This is a genomic window from Streptosporangium sp. LJ11, from assembly GCF_051918945.1.
In the GTDB taxonomy this organism is placed as follows: Bacteria; Actinomycetota; Actinomycetes; order Streptosporangiales; family Streptosporangiaceae; genus Streptosporangium.
Map to the genome: position 1 here is coordinate 229,599 of NZ_JBPXMB010000012.1, position 21,705 is coordinate 251,303.

Below are 21,705 nucleotides of genomic sequence, written 5' to 3' on the forward strand. Positions count from 1 at the left end.
TTGGGCGAGGACCTGACGTGCGGCCGCGAGCTTCGCCGCGGCCGCTGCGGTCCCGGCGAGGTGATCGGACCAGGCACGCTCCAACCGGGACAGGACGAACAGTCGCTCCACCTGGCCGGCGTCGGGGCACCAGGTGCTGCACCGACAGAGCTCGACGACACCCGCGTGATGCAGCACGCGGATGCGCTCAAGAAGGGGCGCTGGATCTCGGCCACCGAACAGATCCGCGGACCGCTGTTCGTCCCGGTGAACCGCCGGGGCACCGCACAACCGCGGCACCTCACCCCGGACGCGGTCGCCGACGCCCTCAACGTCCGCCGACCGGCCGCCGCCCTACCCCCGCTGACTCCCCACGACCTACGACGCACCTTCGCCGGCGGCCGCCAGGTCGCGTCCCGCTCGCCGCCGGATCACCTGTCAGGCGGCGTGTACGCCTGTACGGGGGCGCCCGTCGAACAGGCTGACAACAGGATCTCCTTGTGGACGGTGTGAGCGATCCGAAACTGTGGACCCCGCCACAGGAACAACTCCCGGTATCCGAAACAGGGAAACGATGAAATCGCCTTCACAACAGAGACGGCGCTGGATGTTCCACGAAGGGATCCGCATGAGGAAGCTCGCCGTTCGGCTCACCTGCCTGCTCGCCGTGGGCGCCGGCATCATGCCCGCATCCGGCACGGCGCTGGCGGCCACGCCGGCTTCGGTATCCTCCGGCACCGCGGCGGCCAGCCACTGCGTGGCCGACAGGTACGGAAAAGGGCTGGGTTGCTACAGCAGCCTGTCGCGGGCGATCCGGGTCGCCAACGCGGCCGGCTACGCCGTGGCCGTGCTCTACGACTGGATCAACTACAACTCCCGCGGCGACACCGTGACCATCTCCGTCCCCCGCGACTGCAGCAGGAGTACGTCCGGCAAGGCGGACTACGAGTTCAAGAGGCTGGACCACATGGGCTGGGGCGACCGGGTCAGCTCGGTGAACACCAGGCTGGGCAACGGCACGCACTGCGACGTGTTCTTCCACACCGACATAGACCTCGTACGGGACTGCGCCGGCAAGCGGTGGATCGACAAGTACGGGCACCTCGGCCACTACGGCTGCTACAAACGGGCGAGCTCGTTCAGGCTGAGCTGACCGCTCCCGAACCCTCCGACCGGGAGGACGGGGACATCGCCGACCCCCTGGGCGCAGACTCCTCCCCGTTTTCCCGAAGAGAGGAACGCGGGTGACCAGCGAGAGCAGCCCGCCGTAGAGCTCGTCGGCGTGGAAGCGCAACTGCGGGCGGCGGTGACGGGATCGAGAAACAGCGGAACGGCCGTTGGCGGTGAGAAAGCTCTCGTTTCTCGTCGTGGCGGTGAGCTGATCGGATGTGAAGAGGACAGGCGATCAGAGCCCGCTGAAGTGAGGGCTCGCCCCAGTCTCATCCGTCCCGGTCGCCGGCTTGAACCGAGTTGACGTGGTGACCCGCTGCCCCACCGCCCAGAGCCAAGGCAGCCTGCAACGTCACACATCCCTGAGCGGACACATATCCGCAGCCGGTCAGGGCGTGTTCTCAAAGAGTGTGTGGGTGAGCCGGCTGGTCGGCGAGTGCGTTGAAGGCCGGCCGGCCACCGACATGCTGAGCGATCTTGCCCTGATGGGTGTGAACGGTGACCTCATGCTCGCGTCGGTCCGGGTTGGCGAGGTCGACCTCGTAATCGCCGTCGGGAGCAGGGATACCGACCCGTACCAGGCATCGCTGTCGTCGGCCGGGTTGAGGGCGGCCCGTACTCCGGCGCGTTGCCGGCGGCGGAAGAAGCCGTAGACCGTCTGCCATGACCCATGTTGCTCGGGCAGATCCCGCCACGGCGCCCCGGTCCGGATCCGCCATCGGATGCCATCGATCAGCATCCGGCGCGGCACTACGGCCGGGCGTCCCCGCCCGGCCGTAGTCGGCAGCAGCGGCTCCAGCGGCTCCAGCACCGCCCATTGCTCGTCATTGAGATCTCCACGCATCCAATGATCATGAAGGTCCCGGAGCATCTGAAGACCGAATGCGAAAACAGGCCCTGGTGCTCTACACCCAGTGGCCGCCGGCCGCTGTCGCTGGTGTACGTCAGCGGTACACCTCGCCCCGGATCTGGGACCCCGCGCCCGACGTTCACCGGATCCTCTGGCACGCAGGCCCCGACGGCATCGAGCACAACCGAGAGCGGCTTCACGCCCAGATGGAGGCCGCCGTCACGCGCCTCCCTGTGCTGAGTGACTTTCCTGAAGAGGAGTGACGAGACCGCCCGCCGGTACACGTTGCCGTCGGAGGACGAGCGTCGCGCCGCCATCGAGGACCTGCCCATCGACGAGTGACTCGGGTTCGCTGTGAGGAATGTGGCGGCCATCGAGGAGGCCCCTGTGATCCACGCCAGCTTGACCTTCGGGATGGCGAGGTTAAATCGTTGTCCTCTTATTATGCGGGCTTGCAGTGTTTCGCGAAGCCGTCGTCGAATCCTCTGCCGTACGCCAACTGAAAGCCCTCGTTGTAGCCGACCGCGTAAGCCGCCTCGCCGACCTCTGGCCAAGCTGCTGAATAATCACGAACGCAATGGTTTATAGCCCGCGACTCTCCGCGTGCGTACCCTTCCGTGCGCCCTTTTTCGTAGCCCTTCTGATATGGAGTTGGATCTGCCGATATGATCGCTTGGGTGACGGGGCTTGGACTGGTCGAAGCTTGAGTACCGGCCGGCCAAAGCGTCACGGTGGCGAAGAACGCCGTTCCGAGGATGATGGGGTGCCGAGTGTGACGCATGTTCGTCTCCTCCTTCATCCGGACTCGCACGAAGACGCGACCACCTTTGGGTGAGTCGAGGTGCGTGTTTTGAACAAGCAGGGGCCAGGACGGTAGGTTGCCATCTTGCTAAAGAGCTTCCATCCGGCCTGATCTCGGATATGTGGTGAGACGCACTAACAATAATTCCGGAAGGTCATTTAGCTTAACCGGCCCCGTCGTGCTCTTTTCACTCCATGACATGAGGATAGAAAGTTCTCCAGCCCTAAACGTTAAAAGTCTGCGTCATCCCACTTTGCCTGACCTGGCTCCCTATGCTCCTTCGCAATGATCGGATACTCGGGACGGAGCCGACTCTGGCATTTGGAGGGATCGGCCGAACGAGGCTCAGGTTCGGCGCGGAGCCTGTCCTTCAGGGGGAGGCGTCGTCGTGTTCACCTGCGATCGATCAGCGGGCCGGGCGAGCATGACCCCATGACCTCGCCCTCACCCGACCTGCCCCGCCCGACGACGACCCCGTGCCCGACTGGGTGCTCCGGCGCGGCCGGGAGCTGCTGGACCCGCACCGCGAGGCGCTGGAGCCGCTGCTCCGCGCTGCGGGGGCCGCCTTGGATCCCGGCCAATAGACGCACAACGCGAGAAGCCCCCACCTTTCCGGGTGAGGGCTTCTTGAGGTGATCTTTGATCATTGGGGTTCGGCTCCGACGGCTGGAGCCTGAACCTCGCCATTCGGATCTACATGGTTCCGGGGAAATGGGCGTAGTAACCCCCTACCTCATCCCGGTAGCTGGTGTCCTTGTACTTGCTCTCATCGAACGGCGGCGCGTTTTTGATCTCTTCCTTGGTGCGTCCCACGTAGATTTTACGTTTCTCCGAGTCGATTTCGTTCACCGTGCCGGCTGGAAGGATGACCTTCTTGCCGAAGATCCACGGCCCGGTGTCGACAACGACGTAGCTGTCCCCGACCGCGTTGTTGGCCTCGTCCACCTTGCCGATCTTGCCGTCGAAGGTTTCCACGTCAAAACCGATGATGTCCAGCGACTGGTCCCCGTGAATGTCCGCGCGATAGGTCCATGGGTTCTCGATCGTCATTGGTGTTTCTCCTGTTCAGCCATTGCATCCGTCATCTAGCGCCTTGCCCGATGCGATGGAGGCGAACCGCGATGAGAGTCCCGAAGGGGGCTCAGTCCATGGACTGCACCTGATAGCGCGCGCCGGCCTCTGGCTGCCAGGGGTCAGCGGTCGCGGCGACGAGCCCGATGGTGGCCAGCTCGTCAAGCACCTGCCGCGTACGGTCCTCTGCCAGCTTCGCCTCCGTTGCGATCTCCTGAACGTGACCAGGCCCGTTGGAGTTGCTTTCCAATTGCGACACGGCCTGGAAGACGGCCGCCTGATCAGCGGACAAATCCGAGTCGCCTTGATCCGTCATGCTGGATCTCCCTCGATGCGTGACCGGCCCTTCTACCTGCAACGTCCCCGTTCGCACGCCATACATGCCGGGCCGCAACGCGAGAAGCCCCGCCGCTCCGGAGGAGAGCGACGGGGCTTCTTCATGTGGATCAGCTGCAGCATCCCCAGGGGAGGGGCAGGGCCAGCGTACGGGGAGGGCTCCCGGGGGCGGGGGTAATCGGCTCGGTCGTCAGCGTTCGTTATGCCGGTCCGTTATACGTAACAACCAGAGCTATGCGTGATACATCCGATACGCACGGTGGTACCTGAGGTCCGGCCCCCGCGAGGGTGGGGCCGGACCGTGAAACCCGACTCCCCGAGAGGAAACCGATGACGTTTTCCGAAGGCTGGCGCGACCAGTACCAACGCATGCTCCGCAGCCACCAGCGACTGCTCGAAGCCGTCGGCCCCGGCTTCATGGGCTCCGCCGAGGCACGCGACCGGCTCTACCACTTCTTCCAGGACGCCTACCACCTGAAGGATTGGATCAAGAACGACGGCTCTGACCCGACGGTGCTCACCACCAGCATCCGCAGCACAGTCGAATCGATCTTCGGCAAGCTCGCTGGCACCCCTCTGCTGCAGCTAGCTGCCGACCTCTGCAATGGGGTCGAGCACCTGACGCTGACGACCGCCAAAACCGGCGATGAGACGACTGCTTTCACCCGTCAGGATGCCTACGTCACCCTTGAGACGATTGAGATCAAGGTGTACGCCGGCGGTGCTCCAACCAGATCAGAACCGAAGCCAGCGCGCTCCGGATCCACCGGCGAGCACCGGTGGTTCGTCACCTCCAACGGTCAGACATATGACGCTGTCGACCTGGCCAATGAGGTCGTCGCCGAGTGGGAGAAGTGGCTCACCGCTCAGAAGCTGCTGCCGTAGTCGAGCCGAGACGCAGAATGCCGCGCCCCAGACTGAAGCCTGGGCGGGCATTCGTCTTCGATCAGCCCCGGGCCGCCGCCTGGAGCGCAAGGAGGAAGCATGGTGTCACCGCAGGACGACTCGTTCCTGGGCAGAGACCTGGCGTTGCCCATCGAGGAGCTCGGCCTCACGGTGCGTGCTTACGCCTGCATCAAGCGTGCGGGCATCGACACTTACGGCGAACTGGTCGCTCACAGCGAGCAGGACCTGCTGGCGATTGAGCGCAACAGCCCCATGTACGTCGAGGAGGTTAAGCAGAGGCTCGCCGCTATCGGCTTGTCCCTCGCGTGCAAGTGATGTCCTCGCAGAACCTCGGTGGGACGCAAAATACGACAACGACAGGTTGAGATCTCAGGTCCTGTAATGGATGATCCCGTCATGCCGTCGGAGACGGTAGCCGGATGGTCAGCGGGATTCACGGCGTTCCTCGGCCGGTTCGACAACCGCCAGATCGGCGTGTTCCTCGCCTACGCCTGCGACCGGGGACGGGCATTGATCGACCGGGAGTTGTACCCGCCCAAGGAGTGGACCGAGGACCGGCTCCGGTGCCGGGCCGCCGGTATCGGCGACGAGGTGGCTTTCGCCACCAAACCGGCACCGGCCCGCATGATGATCGAAAGGGCCGTGACGGCGGGTGTGCCGTTCGGCTGGGTGACCGCTGATGAGGTCTATGGCCAAGAACGAGGTCGGCCTCGATCACTGCCAGGTGCGCTCGTATCAGGCCTGGTATCGGCACATCACGTTGGCGATGACCGCGGCGGCGTTTTTAGTGATCGTGCGTGACGGTCTACAAAAGGGGGGTCTGCCGGCGGCTTTGAGGGTGCTTTGATGCCGGGACGGTCCAGGAGGTCCGTCGGCTGTTCAACCGCGTTGCCGCGCCCCTCGCGCACCCGATCGGTCATGTCCTTGCCTGGGTGGCCTGGCGTCGGCTCAGTCAAGCACGGGCTTGGGCCAGTCACCATAAGCGAAGACGCCCATAACAACCTGTCGTTGTCGTACTAAGGCGCTGTCCATCCGATCCACCCACAACCTCCGACGGACCCACGCACGGCCTCTCTGACAGCCCCACCGCGCCAAGCACCGCAGCGAGCTCATACACAGCGGACATGAGGTCGTACGCTGCCTCCGACCTCAAGGTGCGCTCCTCACGGTTCGCCAGCACGGGGTCGACGTAATCGAACTCCAGACCTTCGCCGGGTCTACGCATGGAGTGGCTCGGGAGACCGTCAAGGCGGCCGTCAGGCTCCTGCAGGAGGAGGGCTGGGTCTTCACCGTCCAGGCGCGCGGCACGTTCGTGTCGCCGCCCGAGAGGTGGCCCACCCCTCCCGAGTAGCACTCGACATGACCATGCCCCGCGACCGGATCGGTCACGGGGCGCTTCCATGATCATGCGTCACTCATGCGTCATGATCTTGGTTTAACGGGGGGAACCCTGGAGTTTGATGAAACACCATGCGTTGCGTTTCCCCAGGTCAACACCTAGACCGTCTCGCTGACCAGGTGGGCCACGCACTCCACGTGGTGCGTCATCGGGAAGGCGTCGAAAGCCCGCAGATCGGCGAGGCGGTAGCCCCGCTCGGCGAACCAGGCCAGGTCGCGGGCGAGGGTGGCCGGGTCGCAGGAGACGTACACGATCCGGGTCGCCTGAAGGGTGGTCACGCGGTCGACGACGTCGCGGCCCAGCCCGGCCCTGGGCGGGTCGACGACGACCAGGTCCGCGCGCTCGATGCCGAAGCGGTCGAGGGCGTTCTCCACCCGTCCCCTGGCGAAGCGGGCCTGGGGCAGGTCGCGGAGGTTGCGCTCGGCGTCGCGGACCGCCACGGACTCGGACTCGACGCCGAACACGGCCCCCTCGGGACCGACCGCCTCGGCCAGCCCGGCGGCGAACAGGCCGACGCCGCAGTAGAGGTCGAGGGCCCACTCCCCCGGCTGCGGGGCGGCGAACTCCATGACGGCGTCGAGCAGGGTGGCGGCGGCGCCGGGGTGCACCTGCCAGAAACCGCTGCCGGTGACCTGGAAGTCGCGCTCGGCGACGCGCTCGACGAGATGGTTGCGGCCGTGGACGACGCGGCTGCGGCCCTTGCCCTCGTCGACGAAGACGGCCACGCTCGTGTCGAGGTCGGGCACGGCCACCGTGCGCCGGGGCTTGGGCGCGACCACGACCGCCTGGTCGCCGGTGGTGGAGGCGATGACCTCGACCGAGGAGGCGTTGCGCCAGTTCATGACCTCGGCGCCGACGTTCTCCACCTCGGGGTGGGCGATCAGGCAGGCGTCCACCGGCTCGACGTCGTGGGAGCGGTGGCGGCGCAGGCCCAGGCCGCCCTCGCGGTCGACGGCGAACTGGACGCGGGTGCGCCAGCCGAGCCCGTCCGGGGCTCCGGGGACCTCCTCGACGGTGCCCTTCCAGTCGATCGAGGCCAGGCGCTTGAGCTGCTCGGCCACCACGTCGGCCTTCAGACGGCGCTGGGCGTCGAGGGAGGCGTGCTGCCAGTCGCAGCCGCCGCAGCGGCCGGGGCCCGCGAACGGGCACGGCGGGGTCACCCGGTCGGCGGAGGGTTCCAGGATCTCGACCGCGTCGGCCCGCAGGAACCGGGAGGTCTCCTCGGTGATCTCGGCGGTGACCCGCTCGCCGGGCAGCGCGTGCCGTACGAAGACGACCCGGCCGTCGTGGCGGGCGACGCACCAGCCACCGTGCGCAACCGGTCCTACGGTCAGTTCGATGGCCATGGTCGTTGCCCCCAAGGGAAAATCCGTCGTCGGTCTAGCCTCCTCGCGTCAGGAGCGCATAGAAAGGTTATGCCTTGACGTCCTCGTCCCGTGCCGCCTCCTGGCGCGGACGGCGTACGGCGCCCGGCGCGAAGGGCTCGGGGCGGCCCTTGAGCCGGTCGGAGGAGTGCAGCTGCCAGGGCACGCTGATGACCATCACACCCGGCTGGAACAGCAGGCGGCCCTTCAGCCGCAGCGCGCTCTGGTTGTGCAGGATGTGCTCCCACCAGTGGCCGACGACGTACTCGGGAATGTAGACGCTCACCACGTCGCGGGGCGAGCGGCGGCGCAGCGACTTGACGTACTCCAGGATCGGCCGGGTGATCTCGCGGTAGGGCGAGTCGAGCATCTTCAGCGGTACCGGGATGCCGCGCCGTTCCCACTCCTCCTGCAGCGCCCTGGCCTCGGGGCCCTCCACCCCCACGGTGATCGCCTCCAGCTTGGAGGGGCGGGTGGCGCGGGCGTAGGCGAGGGCGCGCAGGGTCGGCTTGTGAATCTTGGAGACCAGGACGATGGCGTGGTTGCGCGCGGGCAGCATCGACTCGTCCACCTGGGACTCCTCGGCGACGGCGAGCTCGGCGGCCACGTTCTCGTAGTGGCGGTGGATGCCCTTCATCATCAGGAACAGCACCGGCATGGCCACGCAGACGATCCACGCCCCGTGGGTGAACTTGGTGACCAGCACCACCACCAGCACCACGCCGGTCATGACGCCGCCGAAGAAGTTGATGGTCCGCGAGCGGTGCATCTGGTGGCGGACCCTCAGGTCGCCCTCGGTCCTCAGGTGCCGCGTCCAGTGCCTGACCATGCCGATCTGGCTCAGCGTGAACGACACGAAGACGCCCACGATGTAGAGGTTGAGCAGGCGGCTGACGTCGGCGTCGAAGCCCCACAGCAGCAGGCAGGCCCCGGCGGCGAGGATCACGATGCCGTTGGAGAAGGCGAGCCGGTCTCCCCGGGTGTGCAGCTGGCGGGGCAGGTAGCGGTCCTGGGCCAGGATCGAGCCGAGCACCGGGAAGCCGTTGAAGGCGGTGTTGGCGGCCAGGAACAGGATCAGCGCGGTGACGGCGGCGATGACGAAGAAGGGCAGCGAGCCGTTGCCGAAGACCGCGTCCGCCACCTGGGCGATGATCGGCTGCTGGTAGTAGCCGGGCCCGGCGGGCCTGCCGTCGATGAGGACGTCACGATAGGCGACGGAGGGCTCGGCGACCTTGACGCCCGAGGCCAGCCCCAGGGTGATGATGCCGACGAACATGGTCACCGAGACCAGGCCCATCATCAGCAGGGTGCTCGCGGCGTTCTTGCTCTTGGGCTTGCGGAAGGCGGGCACGCCGTTGCTGATCGCCTCGACACCGGTGAGGGCGGCGCAGCCGGAGGAGAACGCGCGCAGGATCAGGAAGGCCGCCGCGAAGGAGGTCAGGTTCGACTGCTCGGCGATGATCTCGTACCCGGAGGTGGGCGCGTGCAGCTCGTCGCCGAGGACGAGCACCCGGAAACCGCCCCACGCGACCAGGCCGAGGACGGCGAACATGAAGGCGTAGGTGGGGATCGCGAAGGCCGCGCCAGACTCCCGGATGCCTCGCAGGTTGACGATCGTCAGCAGCACGACGATGACGATCGCGACCAGCGGCTTGTGCTGGGCGACGTACGGGATGGTGGCGCCCACGTAGTCGACGCCGTTGGCGACCGAGACCGCGACGGTCAGCACGTAGTCGACCATCAGGGCGCTGGCGACGGTCAGGCCCGCGTTCGGGCCGAGATTGACGGTGGCGACCTCGTAGTCGCCGCCCCCGCTGGGGTAGGCGTGCACGTTCTGCCGGTACGACGCCACGACGGTGAGCATCACCACCACGACGGCGACGGCGACCCAGGGGCTGAAGTGGTAGAAGGAGATTCCGGCGAGAGAGAGGATGACCAGGATCTCCTGCGGGGCGTAGGCCACGGAGGAGAGGGCGTCACTCGCGAAAACGGGCAGCGCGATGCGCTTGGGGAGCAGCTGCTCGTGCAGCTGCGTGCTGCGCAGCGCCCGCCCGATGAAAAGGCGTTTGACAAGGTCCGTCACCTTCGACACGTCTGCAGATGCTAGCCGTTATTACTCGGCCCCACTCACGCGGCACTCCTGGGGCGGTCCATACTGGCTGAATACATCGGGATCAAGATCCGCCTCACAGCGACCGGCGGGGGAGCATGCATATCGTGATCATGGGGTGTGGCCGGGTCGGTTCGACCCTGGCGCACATCCTCGAGGACAGCGGCCACTCGGTCGCGATCATCGACCGTGACCCGCAGGCGTTCCGTCGCCTGCGGGCGGGGTTCAGGGGTCGCAGGGTGACCGGGATCGGGTTCGACCGGGACGTCCTGGAGGAGGCCGGCATCGAGGCCGCGGGCGCCTACGTGGCGGTGAGCAGCGGCGACAACTCGAACATCATCTCCGCCAGGGTCGCCCGCGAGACGTTCGGCGTGGACAACGTCGTGGCGAGGATCTACGACTCCCGGCGCGCCGAGGTCTACCAGCGGCTGGGCATCCCCACCGTGGCCACGGTCCGCTGGACCGCCGACCAGATCCTGCGCCGCGTCCTGCCCGAGGGCGCCGAGCCGCTCTGGCGCGACCCCAGCGGGTGCGTGGTGCTGGCGGAGGTGGCCTACCACCCCAGCTGGATCGGCACCCCGACGAGGGATCTGGAGGCGGCGGCGGGCACCCGCCTGGCGTTCATCAACCGGATCGGCGACACCCTGCTGCCCAAGAACGACTCGGTGGTGCAGGAGGGCGACGTGCTGCACGTCATGGCGGTCGAGACCGACATGGACCGCATCAACAAGGTGCTGTCCGGGGCGCCGGAGGAGGAGCACTGATGCGCGTCACCATCGCCGGCGCGGGAGCGGTCGGCCGGTCGATCGCCGCCGAACTCCTGGAGAACGGCCACGAGGTCCTGCTCGTCGACATCGACCCCAAGGCCATCAAGATCGATACCGTGCCGCGGGCCGAGTGGCTGCTCGCCGACGCCTGCGAGATCTCCTCGCTGGACGAGGCGGGCCTGGCCGAGTGCCACGTGGTCGTCGCCGCCAGCGGCGACGACAAGGTCAACCTCGTGGTGTCGCTGCTCGCCAAGACGGAGTACGGCGTGCCGCGCGTGGTCGCCAGGATCAACCACCCCAAGAACGAGTGGCTGTTCAACGAGTCGTGGGGCGTCGACGTGGCCGTCTCGACCCCACGCCTGCTGAGCGCGCTGGTCGAGGAGGCGGTCAGCGTCGGCGACCTGGTGCGGCTGATGACCTTCCGCCAGGGGCAGGCCAACCTGGTCGAGCTCACCCTGCCCGAGGACGCGCCGGTCGTCGGCCAGCGCGCCGGCTCGGTGCCGTGGCCCAACGACACCGCCCTGGTCGCGATCCTGCGCGAGGGCCGGGTGCTGGTGCCCACCGCCGACGACCCGCTGGAGGCCGGTGACGAGCTGATGTTCGTGGCCAGCCAGGAGGTCGAGGAGGAGCTGGCCGAGCTCCTGTCCCCGCACCGCACGCCCCGCTGAGCCGGGATCCCCCGCACCGCACGCCGCTCCCGGCCTGGACCTGGAGCAGGCGGAAAGAGCCGGACCGGCGGTGAACGGGGAAGCCCTCCGCGACGGCGCGGAGGGCGGCGGACCCGGGACCGGGCCCCGCGGTCAGGAGACCGCGGGCCGCGCCGGGGTCCTGCCCCGGGCCAGGAGCCACACCATGGCGGCGAATGCCGCGACCTGGAGCGGCCAGCCCATCGCGATCTTGAGGATGCCCAGCTCGGCGACCGCGTCGTTCCCGCCGATCAGGAAGACGGGGAGCTGCGCCGCCACCCGGACCACGCACGGGATCATCAGCAGCCAGGTGAGCCTGGTGCAGAGCTTCACCACGGCCGGATCCGCGCGCCACGCGGTCGGGTCGCCGGTGACGGAGCCGATGAGGAAGCCCACCACCGGCCATCGGGTGACGATCGACAGCAGCATCACCACGGAGTAGCCGGCGTTGTAGAGGATGCCCGGCAGGAAGACGTCCTTCGCCTCGCCGGTGCGGGAGGCGAAGAACGCGCCGATGCCGATGCCGATCAGGCTGTTGACCACGAACTGCGGCGTCGAGCGTTGCAGCAGCCGCACGACGAGCAGCAGCACCGCGGCCGAGATGCTGACGATCAGGGACTGCTTCAGGTTGGAGGTGGCGACCCACATGCCGGTGAAGGCGATGGTGGGCACGGCGGCCTCGATGACGCCCCGCACTCCGCCGAAGGCCTTGGCAAGCTGGCTGCGGATCGCGGCCTCGACCGTGTCGTGCGCGGCGGTCTCGCCGGTGGTGGTCATCTTCTCGCTCACCGTCTCGTGATCGTCAATCACTCACGCACCGCCCGCGGGGCGTAGCTCGTATCTCGGATTGAACATGACTTTGCGGCCATCCTGCACGCTGACGAGTCCTTCCGCCAGCACCAGGCGTCCCGGCTCGATGCCCGCGATCTTCCTTCGGCCCAGCCATATCAGGTCGATCACATCGGAACCATCGTAAAGCTCGGCCTCCAGCGCCGGAGCGCCCCCGCGGGGGCGCAGTGTCACCGTCCGCAGCGTGCCGGTCACGCAGAAGCGGCGGCGCATGCCGCACGAGACGATGGGCGTGGCGCCGTGGCGGTCGAGGTCCTGCTGGAGCTCGTCAGCCTCCAATTCGGCCTGACCGGCGGTCAACCGGCGGAAGAATCCCCGCAAACCGCTCTGTTTATGCGGCTCCTGAGAACCCACGGACCTCTCCTTCACACACGAGTCGAACCAGCGTACGCGATCGGGCCCGTCAGCGGATCTCGGCGATCTCCGGCCCGCGGTCGAACGGGTTGAGGTCGGACACGTCGCCCCCGGCGGCCTGCTGCTCCGCGGCCTGCCTGGCCTCGGGCGGCAGCCGGAGCTCGATCGCCTCCTTGGGGGCCATCGGCTCGTCGCCACGTACCACGACTATGTCCCGGACGACACCCTCCAGCGTCGCGGCGACCCCGGCGTCCTCCGCGGCCTTCCCGCTGATCACCGCGCGCAGGAACCAGCGTGGCCCGTCGACCCCGATGTAGCGGACCGGCTGCTCGCCCCCCTCCGCCGGGATCCTGGCGGCCAGCTCGACGCCGAACGCCCCCTCCCGCTCCTCGGCGGTGCCCCCGGCGCTCTTGACCCCCTCGGCCAGCTCGGCCCTGACCTCGTCCCAGATCCCGCTCCGCTTGGGCGCCGCGAAGGCGTGCACCTGCAGGGCGCTCCCCTCGAACAGGACCACCGCGCCGACGATCTGGTCACCGGCCAGGTTGAGCTGCACCTCGAAACCGGCGTCGACCGGCAGGCGCATGCCTCCGAGGTCGACCCGCTCCCGCTCGGGATGGGGCTCGTCGGCGTCCCACGGCCCCGACTCCCGCGAAGGGACCTGCTCGACCTCCTCCACCACGGCCTTGGCGGCCTTGGCGGCCGGGGACTTCTCACGGCGGTTACGTCCGAACACTTTCCTCACGCTCCTTGAAGATTCACTGGTCACTCGTCCCCCGCCGGGCACGGCGGCGGGCGGCCCCGCGGGCCGGAGGCGCGCTCCGGTCCCCGATCACCACCGGCCACTCCGCCCACCTCACCGGGTTCGCTCCTGTCAGCGGCCGGTGGACCCGAACCCGCCGGCGCCTCGCGCCGATCCCGGCAACCGGTCCACCTCGTGGAACACCGCCTTCTCCACCTTCTGGATCACCAGTTGCGCGACGCGGTCTCCCCTGCGCAGCCGTACGGCGTTCTTGGCGTCGGTGTTGATCAGCGTCACCCTGATCTCGCCCCGGTATCCCGCGTCGACGGTGCCGGGCGCGTTGACGAGCGTCACGCCGTGCCTGGAGGCCAGGCCCGAGCGCGGGTGGACGAACGCGGCGTACCCGTCGGGCAGGGCGATCGCCAGCCCGGTGCCGACCACGGCCCGCTCTCCGGGGAGGAGCTCGACGTCCTCGGCGGCGTGAAGATCGGCGCCCGCGTCGCCCGGGTGGGCGTACGAGGGCGGCGGCAGGTCGGCGTCGAGCCGGTGGATCAACACCTCGACGGTGTGGGTCACGGGTTCACCTCGTACTCGTGGTGCTCGTCGGCGATCGTCTGGATGTCGCCGTGCTTGGCGAAATGTTCCATGGCCACCTCGATGAAGAGCGCCGCGGCCCGCACGGCGACCGGGCCGTCCGGGGAACCGATCCGGCCCTCAGCCTCAAGGTACGCCTTCCGGCCGGACATGCCGTTGCACCAGGCGCGAAGATGCAGGACGGTGCCGACCGGAACCGGCGCGAGATAGTCGGTCTCCAGCCGGCCGGTGACGTAGGGGCGCTGGAAGAGCCACACGGACATGCCGATGACCTCGTCCATCGCCGCGGCGAGCACGCCGCCGTGCGCCAGGCCGGGCGCGCCCTGGTGGGTCTCCTCCACGGTGAACTCGGCGACCACCGTGACCCCGTCAGGGGTGAGGGCGGTCAGGTGCAGGCCGTTCGGGTGCCCGGCGCCGCAGCCGAAGCAGCGGCTGTAGTGGGGGCCGAGCGGGGTGCCGGGAGCGGGCGCGCCGGGAAGCGGCCTCGGGCGGGTCGCGTCCGGCGGGGGGGTGGTCAGGGCGGAACGGGTCACGGGGCAGAACGTTACCCCCTGGGCTGCGGTGATTCCTCATTCACCGGTTTTCCCGCCGCACCCGACGGTGCCGGGCCGCCGGGATCACCCGGATCACCGGAATCGGGGCCACCGGAATCGGGGCCACCGGGATCGGGGCCACCGGGATCGGGGCCACCGGGATCGGGATGTGGCGGGGCCGGTGGCAGCGCCAGATGGGAACCGCCCATGAGCTCGGGCAGCGCCCGGTAGATCACGGCGGCCACCGGCACCGCCACGGCGGCCCCGGCGATGCCCGCCAGGATGCCGCCCACCGCCAGCACCAGGATGATCGCCAACGGGTGGAAGTGGAGCACCCTGCCGACGATCAGCGGCTGGAGCACGTGGTTCTCCAGCTGCTGCTCCACGAGCAGGATGCCGAGGAAGATCAGGGCGTAGATCGGGCCCTTGGCGCCGAGGGTGACCAGGGTGGCCACGGCACCGGCGAAGAAGATGCCGACGATGGGGATGAAACTGGCCAGAAAGATCATCACCGCGAGCGGCGCCCAGAGCGGCACGCCCATCCCCGCGAGCACGATACCCATGATCACGCCGTGCACGGCGGCCACCGCGACCGTGCCCTGCACGTAGTGCGAGAGCGTCACCCAGGCGGCCCGGCCGGCCATGTCGACGCGGGGCGCGACGTCACCGAAGCCCTTCAGGAACCACGACCAGATCCGGTCGCCGTCCTTGAGCAGGAAGAACGTCACGAACAGCAGCAGCACGATGGAGGCCAGCACCTCCAGCGCCACCGTGGCGCCGGTGAGGACCGTCTGGGTGATCTGGTTGCGCTGGGTGGTGATCTGCTTGCCGATCTCGTCGACCCAGCTGGTGATCTGGGTCGGCTGCAGGTGCAGTGGCCCGGTGTAGAGCCAGTTCTCCACGGTCTTGGCCGTCTGGCGCACCTGGTCGACGAGGCCGGGGAACTCGTCGTTGGCGCGCACCCCGATGATCCAGCCGGTGCCGCCGAGCACGGTGAGCGCGATGATCATCGTGAGCCAGGTCGCGTAGATGGGCCGCATGCCCATCGCGCCGAACCGCCTGGTGAGCGGGAACAGCAGCGCGGTCAGCAGGAGCGCGATGGCCACCGGCAGCACCACGATGCGCAACGTCGCGATGAACTGCGCGAAGTAGAAGACCGCCCAGCCGATGATGATCAGGCAGAGGCTCCACATCGCGATGCGCAGCAACGTGCGAGGCACCAGGCTGGTCAGGCGTTCCCGATCGGAGATCACGTATTCCAGACTGTCACGCCGGGAAGGGAAATGCGCGAGGGTTTCGAAGCGCGCCCACGGATGGGCCCGGGGGATTCCAGCCGGCCCGGACCTGCGGCTATACGCGGGCCTGCGCCGCTGTTGCCCGGCGGCCGGCCGCGCGACGCCCGTCGGGAACGCGCCCACCGGCGAAGGCGGCCGCCCGGACGACCGGGGTGAGCGCCCGCCCGGTCAAGGGCGGGCGCTCACCCGGCCGAGGTCAGCGCTCATCCGGCGGGCGGGAGATCACCCTGTCTTCGAGGTAGCAGCTGCAGTTGCCACATCCTGGCGGCATGCCTGTCCTCCTCTCACCTGTCCTGCCTCGACCGTACGGCAGGATTCCCCGACGGGGAGGACAGATTCACGTGCGCGCCCGCCGGTCAGGTGAGGGTGACCTCCACCAGCAGGTCCCCCTCGCCCTCCTGGAGCACGAACTCGTCGATGACGCCCGCGCCGCACAGGTCGTCCTGCGCCCGGCGCACGAGGTCGACCCGCGCGCCGGTGACGGTCAGCCGGGCGACCTCCGCGCGCATGGAGAGGCGGGCGTCGGACTTGGCCTTGCGGACCCGGCCGAGGACGGCGGCCACCGCGGGCAGCAGCTCGGGATCGCCTGCCCTCCCGCGCGCCTGGGGCCAGGCGGCCCGGTGCACCGAGCCCTCACGCCACCAGGACCACACCTCCTCGGTGACGAAGGGCAGGAACGGGGCGAACAGCCGGAGCATGACGTCGAGCGCCTCGCGCAACGCCGCGTGCGCCGAACGCGCCGCCGCGCTCGCGTCCCTCGCGCCGCCCTCGCCGGGGGCGTCGTCGTAGGCCCTGGCCTTGACCAGCTCCAGGTAGTCGTCGCAGAACTCCCAGAAGAACCGCTCGGTGCGCTCCAGCGCGCGGGTGTAGTCGTAGCCCTCGAAGGCCTCGGTGGCCTCGTGGACCACCTCCGACAGCCGGGCCAGCATCGACAGGTCGATCGGCTCGGTGACCTCCCCGCCTCCCTCGCCCAGGCCCAGGACGAACCTGGAGGCGTTCAGGATCTTGATGGCCAGCCGGCGGCCGACCTTGATCTGACCGGTGTCGAACGCCGTGTCGGTGCCCGGACGGCCGCCGGCCGCCCAGTAGCGGACCGCGTCGGAGCCGTACTGCTCCAGCAGGCCGAGCGGGGTGACCACGTTGCCCCGGGACTTGGACATCTTCTTGCGGTCGGGGTCGAGGATCCACCCGGAGATCGCGACGTGGCTCCAGGGCAGGGTGCCCTGCTCCAGGTGGGCGCGGACCACGGTGGAGAACAGCCAGGTCCGGATGATCTCGTGGGCCTGCGGGCGCAGGTCCATCGGGAAGACCCGCTCGAACAGGTCCCGGTCGCGCTCCCAGCCTCCGGCGATCTGCGGCGTCAGCGAGGAGGTGGCCCAGGTGTCCATGACGTCCGGGTCCGCGATGAAACCGCCCGCCTTGCCACGCTGGTCCTCGGTGTAGCCGGGCGGGACGTCGGTGGACGGGTCGATCGGCAGCGCGGACTCGGGCGGCGCGATCGGCGCGGAACGGTCGGGCTCGCCCTCGTCGTCCAGGGGGTACCACACCGGGATGGGCACCCCGAAGAACCGCTGCCGGGAGATCAGCCAGTCGCCCGCCAGCCCCTGCACCCAGCTGTCGTAGCGGACCCGCATGTGCGGCGGGTGCCAGGACAGCTCCGCGCCGCGCGTCAGGAGCGCGTCGCGCAGGGCGAGGTCGCGCCCGCCGTTGCGGATGTACCACTGGCGGGTGGTGACGATCTCCAGGGGCCGGTCGCCCTTCTCGTAGAACTTCACCGCGCGCCTCACGGCGCGCGGCTCGCCCTCCATGTCGCCCGACGCGCGCAGCAGCTCCACGATCCGCTCGCGGGCGCCGTGCACGGTCCTGCCCGCCAGCTCCGCGTACGGCTCCCGCGGCACACCCTCGGGCGCGTCCGGCAGCAGCCTGCCGTCCCAGCCGATGACGGCGCGGGTGGGCAGGTCGAGCTCGCGCCACCAGACGACGTCGGTGACGTCGCCGAAGGTGCAGATCATCGCGATGCCCGTGCCCTTGTCCGGCTCGGCCAGGTGGTGGGCGAGGACCGGCACCTCGACGCCGAACAGCGGCGTCCTGACCGTGGTGCCGAACAGGGGCCGGTAGCGTTCGTCGTCCGGGTGGGCGACGAGCGCGACGCAGGCGGGCAGCAGCTCGGGGCGGGTCGTCTCGATCCAGACCCGGTCGCCGAACCCCCTGGCCCGCTGCTCCTCCGACAGGCCGAAGCCCAGCCGGTGGAAGGCTCCGGGCCACTCGCGGTCCTCCAGCTCGGCCTGGGCGACGGCGGTGCGGAAGGTGACGTCCCACAGCGTGGGCGCCTGGGCCACGTACGCCTCCCCCCTGGCCAGGTTGCGCAGGAAGGCGCGCTGGGAGGCGGTGCGGGCGGCGTCGCCGATGGTGGCGTACGTCAGCGACCAGTCGACCGACAGGCCCAGGCGGCGCCAGAGCTCCTCGAACACCTTCTCGTCCTCGACGGTGAGCCGCTCGCACAGCTCGATGAAGTTTCCGCGCGAGATCGGGATCTGCCGCTTGGGGTCGGGTCTGGCCGGGGGCTCGAACGAGGGGTCGTAGGCGATGGAGGGGTCGCAGCGCACGCCGAAGTGGTTCTGCACCCGGCGCTCGGTGGGCAGGCCGTTGTCGTCCCAGCCCATGGGGTAGAAGACCTCGCGCCCGCGCATGCGCTGGAAGCGGGCGATGGTGTCGGTGTGGGTGTAGGAGAAGACGTGGCCGACGTGGAGGGAGCCGGAGACGGTCGGCGGCGGGGTGTCGATCGAGTAGATCTCCCCGCGCGTGCGCGACCTGTCGAAACGGTAGGTTCCCTCGGTCTCCCAGCGGCCCGCCCATACGGTTTCCAGGCCATCGAGAGTCGGTTTCTCGGGCATGGGCGCAGAGCGCGGTCGCTGTTGTGTCATGCCTCCCTATGGTATGGCTTCACGCGATGCGGCGCTCGGGGAGACTAGTGTTCTTGGGGCGAACCGCAAACGGGAGGACCACATGGCCGACAAGACCGAGAAGCAGGACATGGCGTGGAGGGCCATCGGCGGCCTCCTGGGCCTCGCCACCGCGTGGGGGGCGAAGAAGGCCATCGGGTTCGCCTGGGAGAAGGCCACCGGCAGGAAGCCGCCCGTCGACAACGAGTCCCTGGAGATCAGCCTCGGCGAGGCGATCGGCTACGCCGTGGTGATGGGGGTCGGCATGCAGGTGACGCAGATCGTGGTCGCCCGCACCGCCAGGAAGCGCTACGACGCGTGGAAGGCCGTGAAGGACGCGGCCAGGGACGTCACCACCTGACGGCGACCACACCGCGGGGGCCGTGCCCCCCGCGGCGACGCCGCGTCACCCGGTGTCACCCGGTGTCTCCCGGTGTCTCCCGGTGTCTCCCGGTGTTCCCGGTGTTCCCGGCGAGAGGTCAGGAGGGTTCCGGGGTCTCCGATGACTCCAGGGCCTCCGGGGACAGCTGGGAACCCGTGGACGCCGTGGACCCCGAGGACTCCAGCGAGGTGAGGAACTCCTGCGCCCAGCGATCCACGTCGTAGGTGGAGACCCTCCGGCGCAGTGACCGCATCCGGCGTGACAGGTCGTGCGGGGTGGCCCGCATCGCGGTCAGCATCGCCCGCTTGAGGCCGTCGACGTCGTAGGGGTTGACCATGAACGCCTGGCGCAGCTCGTCGGCCGCCCCGGCGAACTCGCTGAGCACCAAGGCGCCGCGCAGGTCGTTGCGGCAGGCGATGTACTCCTTGGCGACCAGGTTCATCCCGTCGCGCAGCGGCGTCACCACCATCACGTCCGCCGCGAGGTAGAGCGCGGCGAGCTCGTCCCGGCCGTACGACTGGTGCATGTACTGCACGGGCTGCTGCCCGAGCTCCCCCTGCTCGCCGTTGATCCGGCCGACCTGGAGCTCGATCGAGTCGCGCAGCCGCATGTACTCCTCGACGCGTTCCCTGCTCGGGGTGGCGATCTGTACGAACGCCGCCTCACCCGGCTTGATCGCCCCCTCGGAGAGCAGCTCGCCGAACGCCTTCAGGCGCTGGCCGATGCCCTTGGTGTAGTCGAGCCTGTCGACGCCGAGCAGCAGGCACTCGGGGTCGCCCAGCTCCGCGCGGATCTCCCTGGCCCTGGCGATGATGTGCGGCTCCCTGACCAGGGAGTCGAGCTCGCCGAAGTCCACGGAGATGGGGAACGCCCCGGCACGCACCACCCGGTCCTCCACGTAGATCTCGTGCTTGTGGTGCTGGAGACCGAGCAGGCGGCGGCAGAGCCGGATGAAGTTGGAAGCGCCACCGGGGCGCTGGAACCCCACCATGTCCGCGCCGAGCAGGCCCTCGACGATCTCGCGCCGCCACGGCAGCTGGGAGAACAGTTCGACCGGCGGGAAGGGAATGTGCAGGAAGAAGCCGATGCGCAGATCGGGGCGGAGCTTGCGCAGCATGGCCGGGACCAGCTGGAGCTGGTAGTCCTGGATCCACACGACGGCGTTCTCCGCGGCCTCCGCGGCCGCGGCCTCGGCGAAGCGCTCGTTGACGGTGCGGTAGGCCTCCCAGGTGACCCGCGAGTAGACGGGGGCGGCGACCACGTCGTGGTACAGCGGCCAGAGGGTGGCGTTGGAGAAGCCCTCGTAGTAGAGCTCGACCTCGGATTCGGACAGCGGGACGGGGACGAGCTGCATGCCGTCGTGTTCGAAGGGTTCGAGGTTCTCGTCGGGGGCGCCGTGCCAGCCGACCCAGGCCCCCTCCCTGCGCTGCAGGACGGGGGCGATCGCGGTGACGAGGCCGCCGGGACTGCGCCGCCACATGTCCTCACCGACTCGGTCGACGGGGAGACGGTTGGCGACGATCACAAATGCGCTGCGGCCCAGCACAGATTCCTCCAGGTAGTCGGGGGCTTACTGAATTAACTACCCGTTTGAGAGGTTTCTATGACTTCCCAGGCGGGAGGGCACGATGGACCCTCAGATCGGCCCGTACGACCTCACCGAGCTTCTTCGTGGCGGCGCGGTTGAGGAACCCTCCGGCCACGGCGCCCGTGAGGAACGGGCCGAAGGTGGTGAGGTGCCGCCCGAGGGTGCGCATCAGCCTGTTGCGCAGGGCGGTCTTGGCCGCGGTGCCCAGGGCGACGGTCATCGTCCCGGGTGCCATGGGGTCGACACCGCGCTGCTTGGACCAGGCCATCGCGAAGGCCATGGCCCGCTGGGAGCCGGTGCCCGGCACCTGGATCCCGTACACCTCGTGGAGTTCGGCGATGAGCTTCACCTCGATCGCGGCCACGACGAGGGTCTCGGCCACGAGCTGGGCGGGGGCGGAGAGCAGGAGGGGAGGAGCGGCGAACTCGGCGGCGGCGACGGCCCCGCCGATGGCCCCGACCGCCATGGTCGCCTTGGTCGCGGTGCGTACCAGGTCGTCGGCGAGCGCCTCGGAGGTGAGACCGTGATGATGCTCGGAAAGGGTGTGCAGGTCGCGGATGGGGATGCGGGGCGCCACGGCCATGAACACGTCGGTCAGCCAGCGGCCCCGGCCCTCTCCCGACTCCTTGGCCCTCTTCGCCCCTCGCGCCAGTGATTTCGTGAGACGGCCGAGCAGCCGCCGCCGCTCGGCCCCGTCCATGTCGCCCGGCTCGGCGAGCCTGCCGACGAGCTCGGCCACCTCCTGGTCGGACCGGCCGCCCGCGGCCGCCTCCCGCTCGGATTCGCCGTCCGCGGCCCCCCTGTGATCGGGACCGTCGTCCACGGGCACTTTCCGGACGGACCCGCCGGCCGCGGCCCCCTCGTGATCGGAACCACCGTCCGCGGCCACTTTGTGATCAGGCGCGCCGTCCGACTCCCCGGCCGTGGAGTCGTCCGGCGCGGCACCGGTCCGCCTGTTCTCTGACGTCATGTCTCGGAACCTCCTCAAG

Annotated in this window: 22 protein-coding genes and 2 pseudogenes; 10 read left to right on the forward strand and 14 right to left on the reverse strand. The window is 69.0% G+C overall.

Features of this window, described 5'->3' with window-relative positions; all coding sequences use genetic code 11:
• The 3 genes from ACTOQ3_RS19715 to ACTOQ3_RS19725 all read left to right on the forward strand — a co-directional run bounded on the left by ACTOQ3_RS19715 (position 1) and on the right by ACTOQ3_RS19725 (position 1,802).
• Entirely contained in the window at positions 1-492 is a 492-nt protein-coding gene (locus ACTOQ3_RS19715) for a hypothetical protein (protein ID WP_440084833.1), read from the forward strand.
• Between the two features lie 115 nt (positions 493-607).
• A complete protein-coding gene (locus ACTOQ3_RS19720; RefSeq protein ID WP_440084834.1) occupies positions 608-1,132 on the forward strand; it encodes a hypothetical protein in 525 nt (174 codons plus the stop codon).
• 433 nt (positions 1,133-1,565) lie between these two features.
• On the forward strand, positions 1,566-1,802 hold the full coding sequence (locus ACTOQ3_RS19725) for a hypothetical protein (RefSeq protein ID WP_440084865.1): 237 nt from the start codon (positions 1,566-1,568) through the stop codon (positions 1,800-1,802).
• Between the two features lie 11 nt (positions 1,803-1,813).
• Here ACTOQ3_RS19725 and ACTOQ3_RS19730 read toward each other — a convergent pair.
• From ACTOQ3_RS19730 to ACTOQ3_RS19740, 3 genes and pseudogenes are all read right to left on the reverse strand, one after another.
• Positions 1,814-2,020, reverse strand: a pseudogene (locus ACTOQ3_RS19730) (transposase); the annotation flags it as partial.
• A 1,474-nt stretch (positions 2,021-3,494) separates the two neighbouring features.
• Positions 3,495-3,851, reverse strand: a complete 357-nt coding sequence (locus ACTOQ3_RS19735) for a PRC-barrel domain-containing protein (protein ID WP_440084835.1) — start codon at positions 3,849-3,851, stop codon at positions 3,495-3,497.
• A gap of 91 nt (positions 3,852-3,942) precedes the next feature.
• Positions 3,943-4,188 (reverse strand): hypothetical protein, encoded by a 246-nt coding sequence (locus ACTOQ3_RS19740; RefSeq protein ID WP_440084836.1) that lies wholly within the window; start codon positions 4,186-4,188, stop codon positions 3,943-3,945.
• A gap of 350 nt (positions 4,189-4,538) precedes the next feature.
• Between ACTOQ3_RS19740 and ACTOQ3_RS19745 the strand changes: the two genes are divergently transcribed.
• From ACTOQ3_RS19745 to ACTOQ3_RS19760, 4 genes and pseudogenes are all read left to right on the forward strand, one after another.
• On the forward strand, positions 4,539-5,093 hold the full coding sequence (locus ACTOQ3_RS19745; protein ID WP_440084837.1) for a hypothetical protein: 555 nt from the start codon (positions 4,539-4,541) through the stop codon (positions 5,091-5,093).
• Positions 5,094-5,192: 99 nt separating this feature from the next.
• Positions 5,193-5,429, forward strand: coding sequence for a DNA-directed RNA polymerase subunit alpha C-terminal domain-containing protein (locus tag ACTOQ3_RS19750; protein ID WP_440084838.1), 237 nt, complete (start codon positions 5,193-5,195; stop codon positions 5,427-5,429).
• A 99-nt stretch (positions 5,430-5,528) separates the two neighbouring features.
• Positions 5,529-5,810 (forward strand): annotated as a pseudogene (locus ACTOQ3_RS19755) (transposase); the annotation flags it as partial.
• 532 nt (positions 5,811-6,342) lie between these two features.
• Positions 6,343-6,465: a hypothetical protein gene (locus ACTOQ3_RS19760; protein WP_440084839.1), complete on the forward strand. Its 123-nt coding sequence runs from the start codon at positions 6,343-6,345 to the stop codon at positions 6,463-6,465.
• A gap of 146 nt (positions 6,466-6,611) precedes the next feature.
• On the opposite strand, the gene ACTOQ3_RS19765 is transcribed toward ACTOQ3_RS19760, so the two are convergent.
• Both ACTOQ3_RS19765 and ACTOQ3_RS19770 read right to left on the reverse strand, forming a co-directional pair.
• Positions 6,612-7,859 carry a class I SAM-dependent RNA methyltransferase gene (locus ACTOQ3_RS19765; RefSeq protein WP_440084840.1) on the reverse strand — a complete coding sequence of 416 codons (1,248 nt, stop codon included), beginning with the start codon at positions 7,857-7,859 and terminating at the stop codon, positions 6,612-6,614.
• A gap of 67 nt (positions 7,860-7,926) precedes the next feature.
• A complete protein-coding gene (locus tag ACTOQ3_RS19770; protein WP_440084841.1) occupies positions 7,927-9,969 on the reverse strand; it encodes an APC family permease in 2,043 nt (680 codons plus the stop codon).
• A gap of 116 nt (positions 9,970-10,085) precedes the next feature.
• Between ACTOQ3_RS19770 and ACTOQ3_RS19775 the strand changes: the two genes are divergently transcribed.
• Both ACTOQ3_RS19775 and ACTOQ3_RS19780 read left to right on the forward strand, forming a co-directional pair.
• A complete protein-coding gene (locus ACTOQ3_RS19775; protein WP_440084842.1) occupies positions 10,086-10,751 on the forward strand; it encodes a potassium channel family protein in 666 nt (221 codons plus the stop codon).
• The gene (locus tag ACTOQ3_RS19780) at positions 10,751-11,422 is read left to right on the forward strand and encodes a potassium channel family protein (protein WP_329084000.1); all 672 of its coding nucleotides are present in this window, start codon (positions 10,751-10,753) and stop codon (positions 11,420-11,422) included. The genes ACTOQ3_RS19775 and ACTOQ3_RS19780 overlap by 1 nt, the downstream gene beginning before the upstream one ends.
• Before the next feature lie 132 nt (positions 11,423-11,554).
• Here ACTOQ3_RS19780 and ACTOQ3_RS19785 read toward each other — a convergent pair whose 3' ends face one another.
• From ACTOQ3_RS19785 to valS, 7 genes are all read right to left on the reverse strand, one after another.
• Positions 11,555-12,217, reverse strand: coding sequence for a DUF3159 domain-containing protein (locus tag ACTOQ3_RS19785; protein WP_440084861.1), 663 nt, complete (start codon positions 12,215-12,217; stop codon positions 11,555-11,557).
• 33 nt (positions 12,218-12,250) lie between these two features.
• On the reverse strand, positions 12,251-12,643 hold the full coding sequence (locus ACTOQ3_RS19790) for an OB-fold nucleic acid binding domain-containing protein (protein WP_344744598.1): 393 nt from the start codon (positions 12,641-12,643) through the stop codon (positions 12,251-12,253).
• Positions 12,644-12,692: 49 nt separating this feature from the next.
• A complete protein-coding gene (locus ACTOQ3_RS19795; RefSeq protein ID WP_440084843.1) occupies positions 12,693-13,376 on the reverse strand; it encodes a DUF3710 domain-containing protein in 684 nt (227 codons plus the stop codon).
• 138 nt (positions 13,377-13,514) lie between these two features.
• On the reverse strand, positions 13,515-13,958 hold the full coding sequence (gene dut / locus ACTOQ3_RS19800; protein WP_440084844.1) for a dUTP diphosphatase: 444 nt from the start codon (positions 13,956-13,958) through the stop codon (positions 13,515-13,517).
• On the reverse strand, positions 13,955-14,509 hold the full coding sequence (locus tag ACTOQ3_RS19805; RefSeq protein ID WP_440064331.1) for a PaaI family thioesterase: 555 nt from the start codon (positions 14,507-14,509) through the stop codon (positions 13,955-13,957). Before ACTOQ3_RS19805 ends, dut begins: the two co-directional genes overlap by 4 nt.
• A gap of 11 nt (positions 14,510-14,520) precedes the next feature.
• Positions 14,521-15,762, reverse strand: a complete 1,242-nt coding sequence (locus ACTOQ3_RS19810) for an AI-2E family transporter (RefSeq protein WP_440084845.1) — start codon at positions 15,760-15,762, stop codon at positions 14,521-14,523.
• Positions 15,763-16,160: 398 nt separating this feature from the next.
• Positions 16,161-18,728 (reverse strand): valine--tRNA ligase, encoded by a 2,568-nt coding sequence (valS, locus tag ACTOQ3_RS19815; RefSeq protein WP_440084846.1) that lies wholly within the window; start codon positions 18,726-18,728, stop codon positions 16,161-16,163.
• Between the two features lie 82 nt (positions 18,729-18,810).
• On the opposite strand from valS, the gene ACTOQ3_RS19820 reads away from it, so the two are divergent.
• Complete coding sequence (locus ACTOQ3_RS19820) at positions 18,811-19,107, forward strand: DUF4235 domain-containing protein (protein WP_362681287.1); 297 nt, start codon at positions 18,811-18,813, stop codon at positions 19,105-19,107.
• Between the two features lie 118 nt (positions 19,108-19,225).
• Here ACTOQ3_RS19820 and ACTOQ3_RS19825 read toward each other — a convergent pair whose 3' ends face one another.
• Together ACTOQ3_RS19825 and ACTOQ3_RS19830 are read right to left on the reverse strand one after the other, a co-directional pair.
• Positions 19,226-20,674, reverse strand: a complete 1,449-nt coding sequence (locus tag ACTOQ3_RS19825) for an alpha,alpha-trehalose-phosphate synthase (UDP-forming) (RefSeq protein ID WP_440084847.1) — start codon at positions 20,672-20,674, stop codon at positions 19,226-19,228.
• A 55-nt stretch (positions 20,675-20,729) separates the two neighbouring features.
• Complete coding sequence (locus tag ACTOQ3_RS19830; protein WP_440084848.1) at positions 20,730-21,686, reverse strand: hypothetical protein; 957 nt, start codon at positions 21,684-21,686, stop codon at positions 20,730-20,732.
• Positions 21,687-21,705 lie beyond the last annotated feature (19 nt).

Excerpts from the sequence above, each read along its gene's own strand:
- ACTOQ3_RS19720 (WP_440084834.1), top strand. The coding sequence starts at position 608 with ATGAGGAAGCTCGCCGTTCGGCTCACCTGCCTGCTCGCCGTGGGCGCC.
- ACTOQ3_RS19735 (WP_440084835.1), bottom strand. The coding sequence starts at position 3,851 with ATGACGATCGAGAACCCATGGACCTATCGCGCGGACATTCACGGGGAC.
- ACTOQ3_RS19740 (WP_440084836.1), bottom strand. The coding sequence starts at position 4,188 with ATGACGGATCAAGGCGACTCGGATTTGTCCGCTGATCAGGCGGCCGTC.
- ACTOQ3_RS19745 (WP_440084837.1), top strand. The coding sequence starts at position 4,539 with ATGACGTTTTCCGAAGGCTGGCGCGACCAGTACCAACGCATGCTCCGC.
- ACTOQ3_RS19750 (WP_440084838.1), top strand. The coding sequence starts at position 5,193 with ATGGTGTCACCGCAGGACGACTCGTTCCTGGGCAGAGACCTGGCGTTG.
- ACTOQ3_RS19765 (WP_440084840.1), bottom strand. The coding sequence starts at position 7,859 with ATGGCCATCGAACTGACCGTAGGACCGGTTGCGCACGGTGGCTGGTGC.
- ACTOQ3_RS19775 (WP_440084842.1), top strand. The coding sequence starts at position 10,086 with ATGCATATCGTGATCATGGGGTGTGGCCGGGTCGGTTCGACCCTGGCG.
- ACTOQ3_RS19780 (WP_329084000.1), top strand. The coding sequence starts at position 10,751 with ATGCGCGTCACCATCGCCGGCGCGGGAGCGGTCGGCCGGTCGATCGCC.
- ACTOQ3_RS19785 (WP_440084861.1), bottom strand. The coding sequence starts at position 12,217 with ATGACCACCACCGGCGAGACCGCCGCGCACGACACGGTCGAGGCCGCG.
- valS (WP_440084846.1), bottom strand. The coding sequence starts at position 18,728 with ATGACACAACAGCGACCGCGCTCTGCGCCCATGCCCGAGAAACCGACT.
- ACTOQ3_RS19820 (WP_362681287.1), top strand. The coding sequence starts at position 18,811 with ATGGCCGACAAGACCGAGAAGCAGGACATGGCGTGGAGGGCCATCGGC.
- ACTOQ3_RS19830 (WP_440084848.1), bottom strand. The coding sequence starts at position 21,686 with ATGACGTCAGAGAACAGGCGGACCGGTGCCGCGCCGGACGACTCCACG.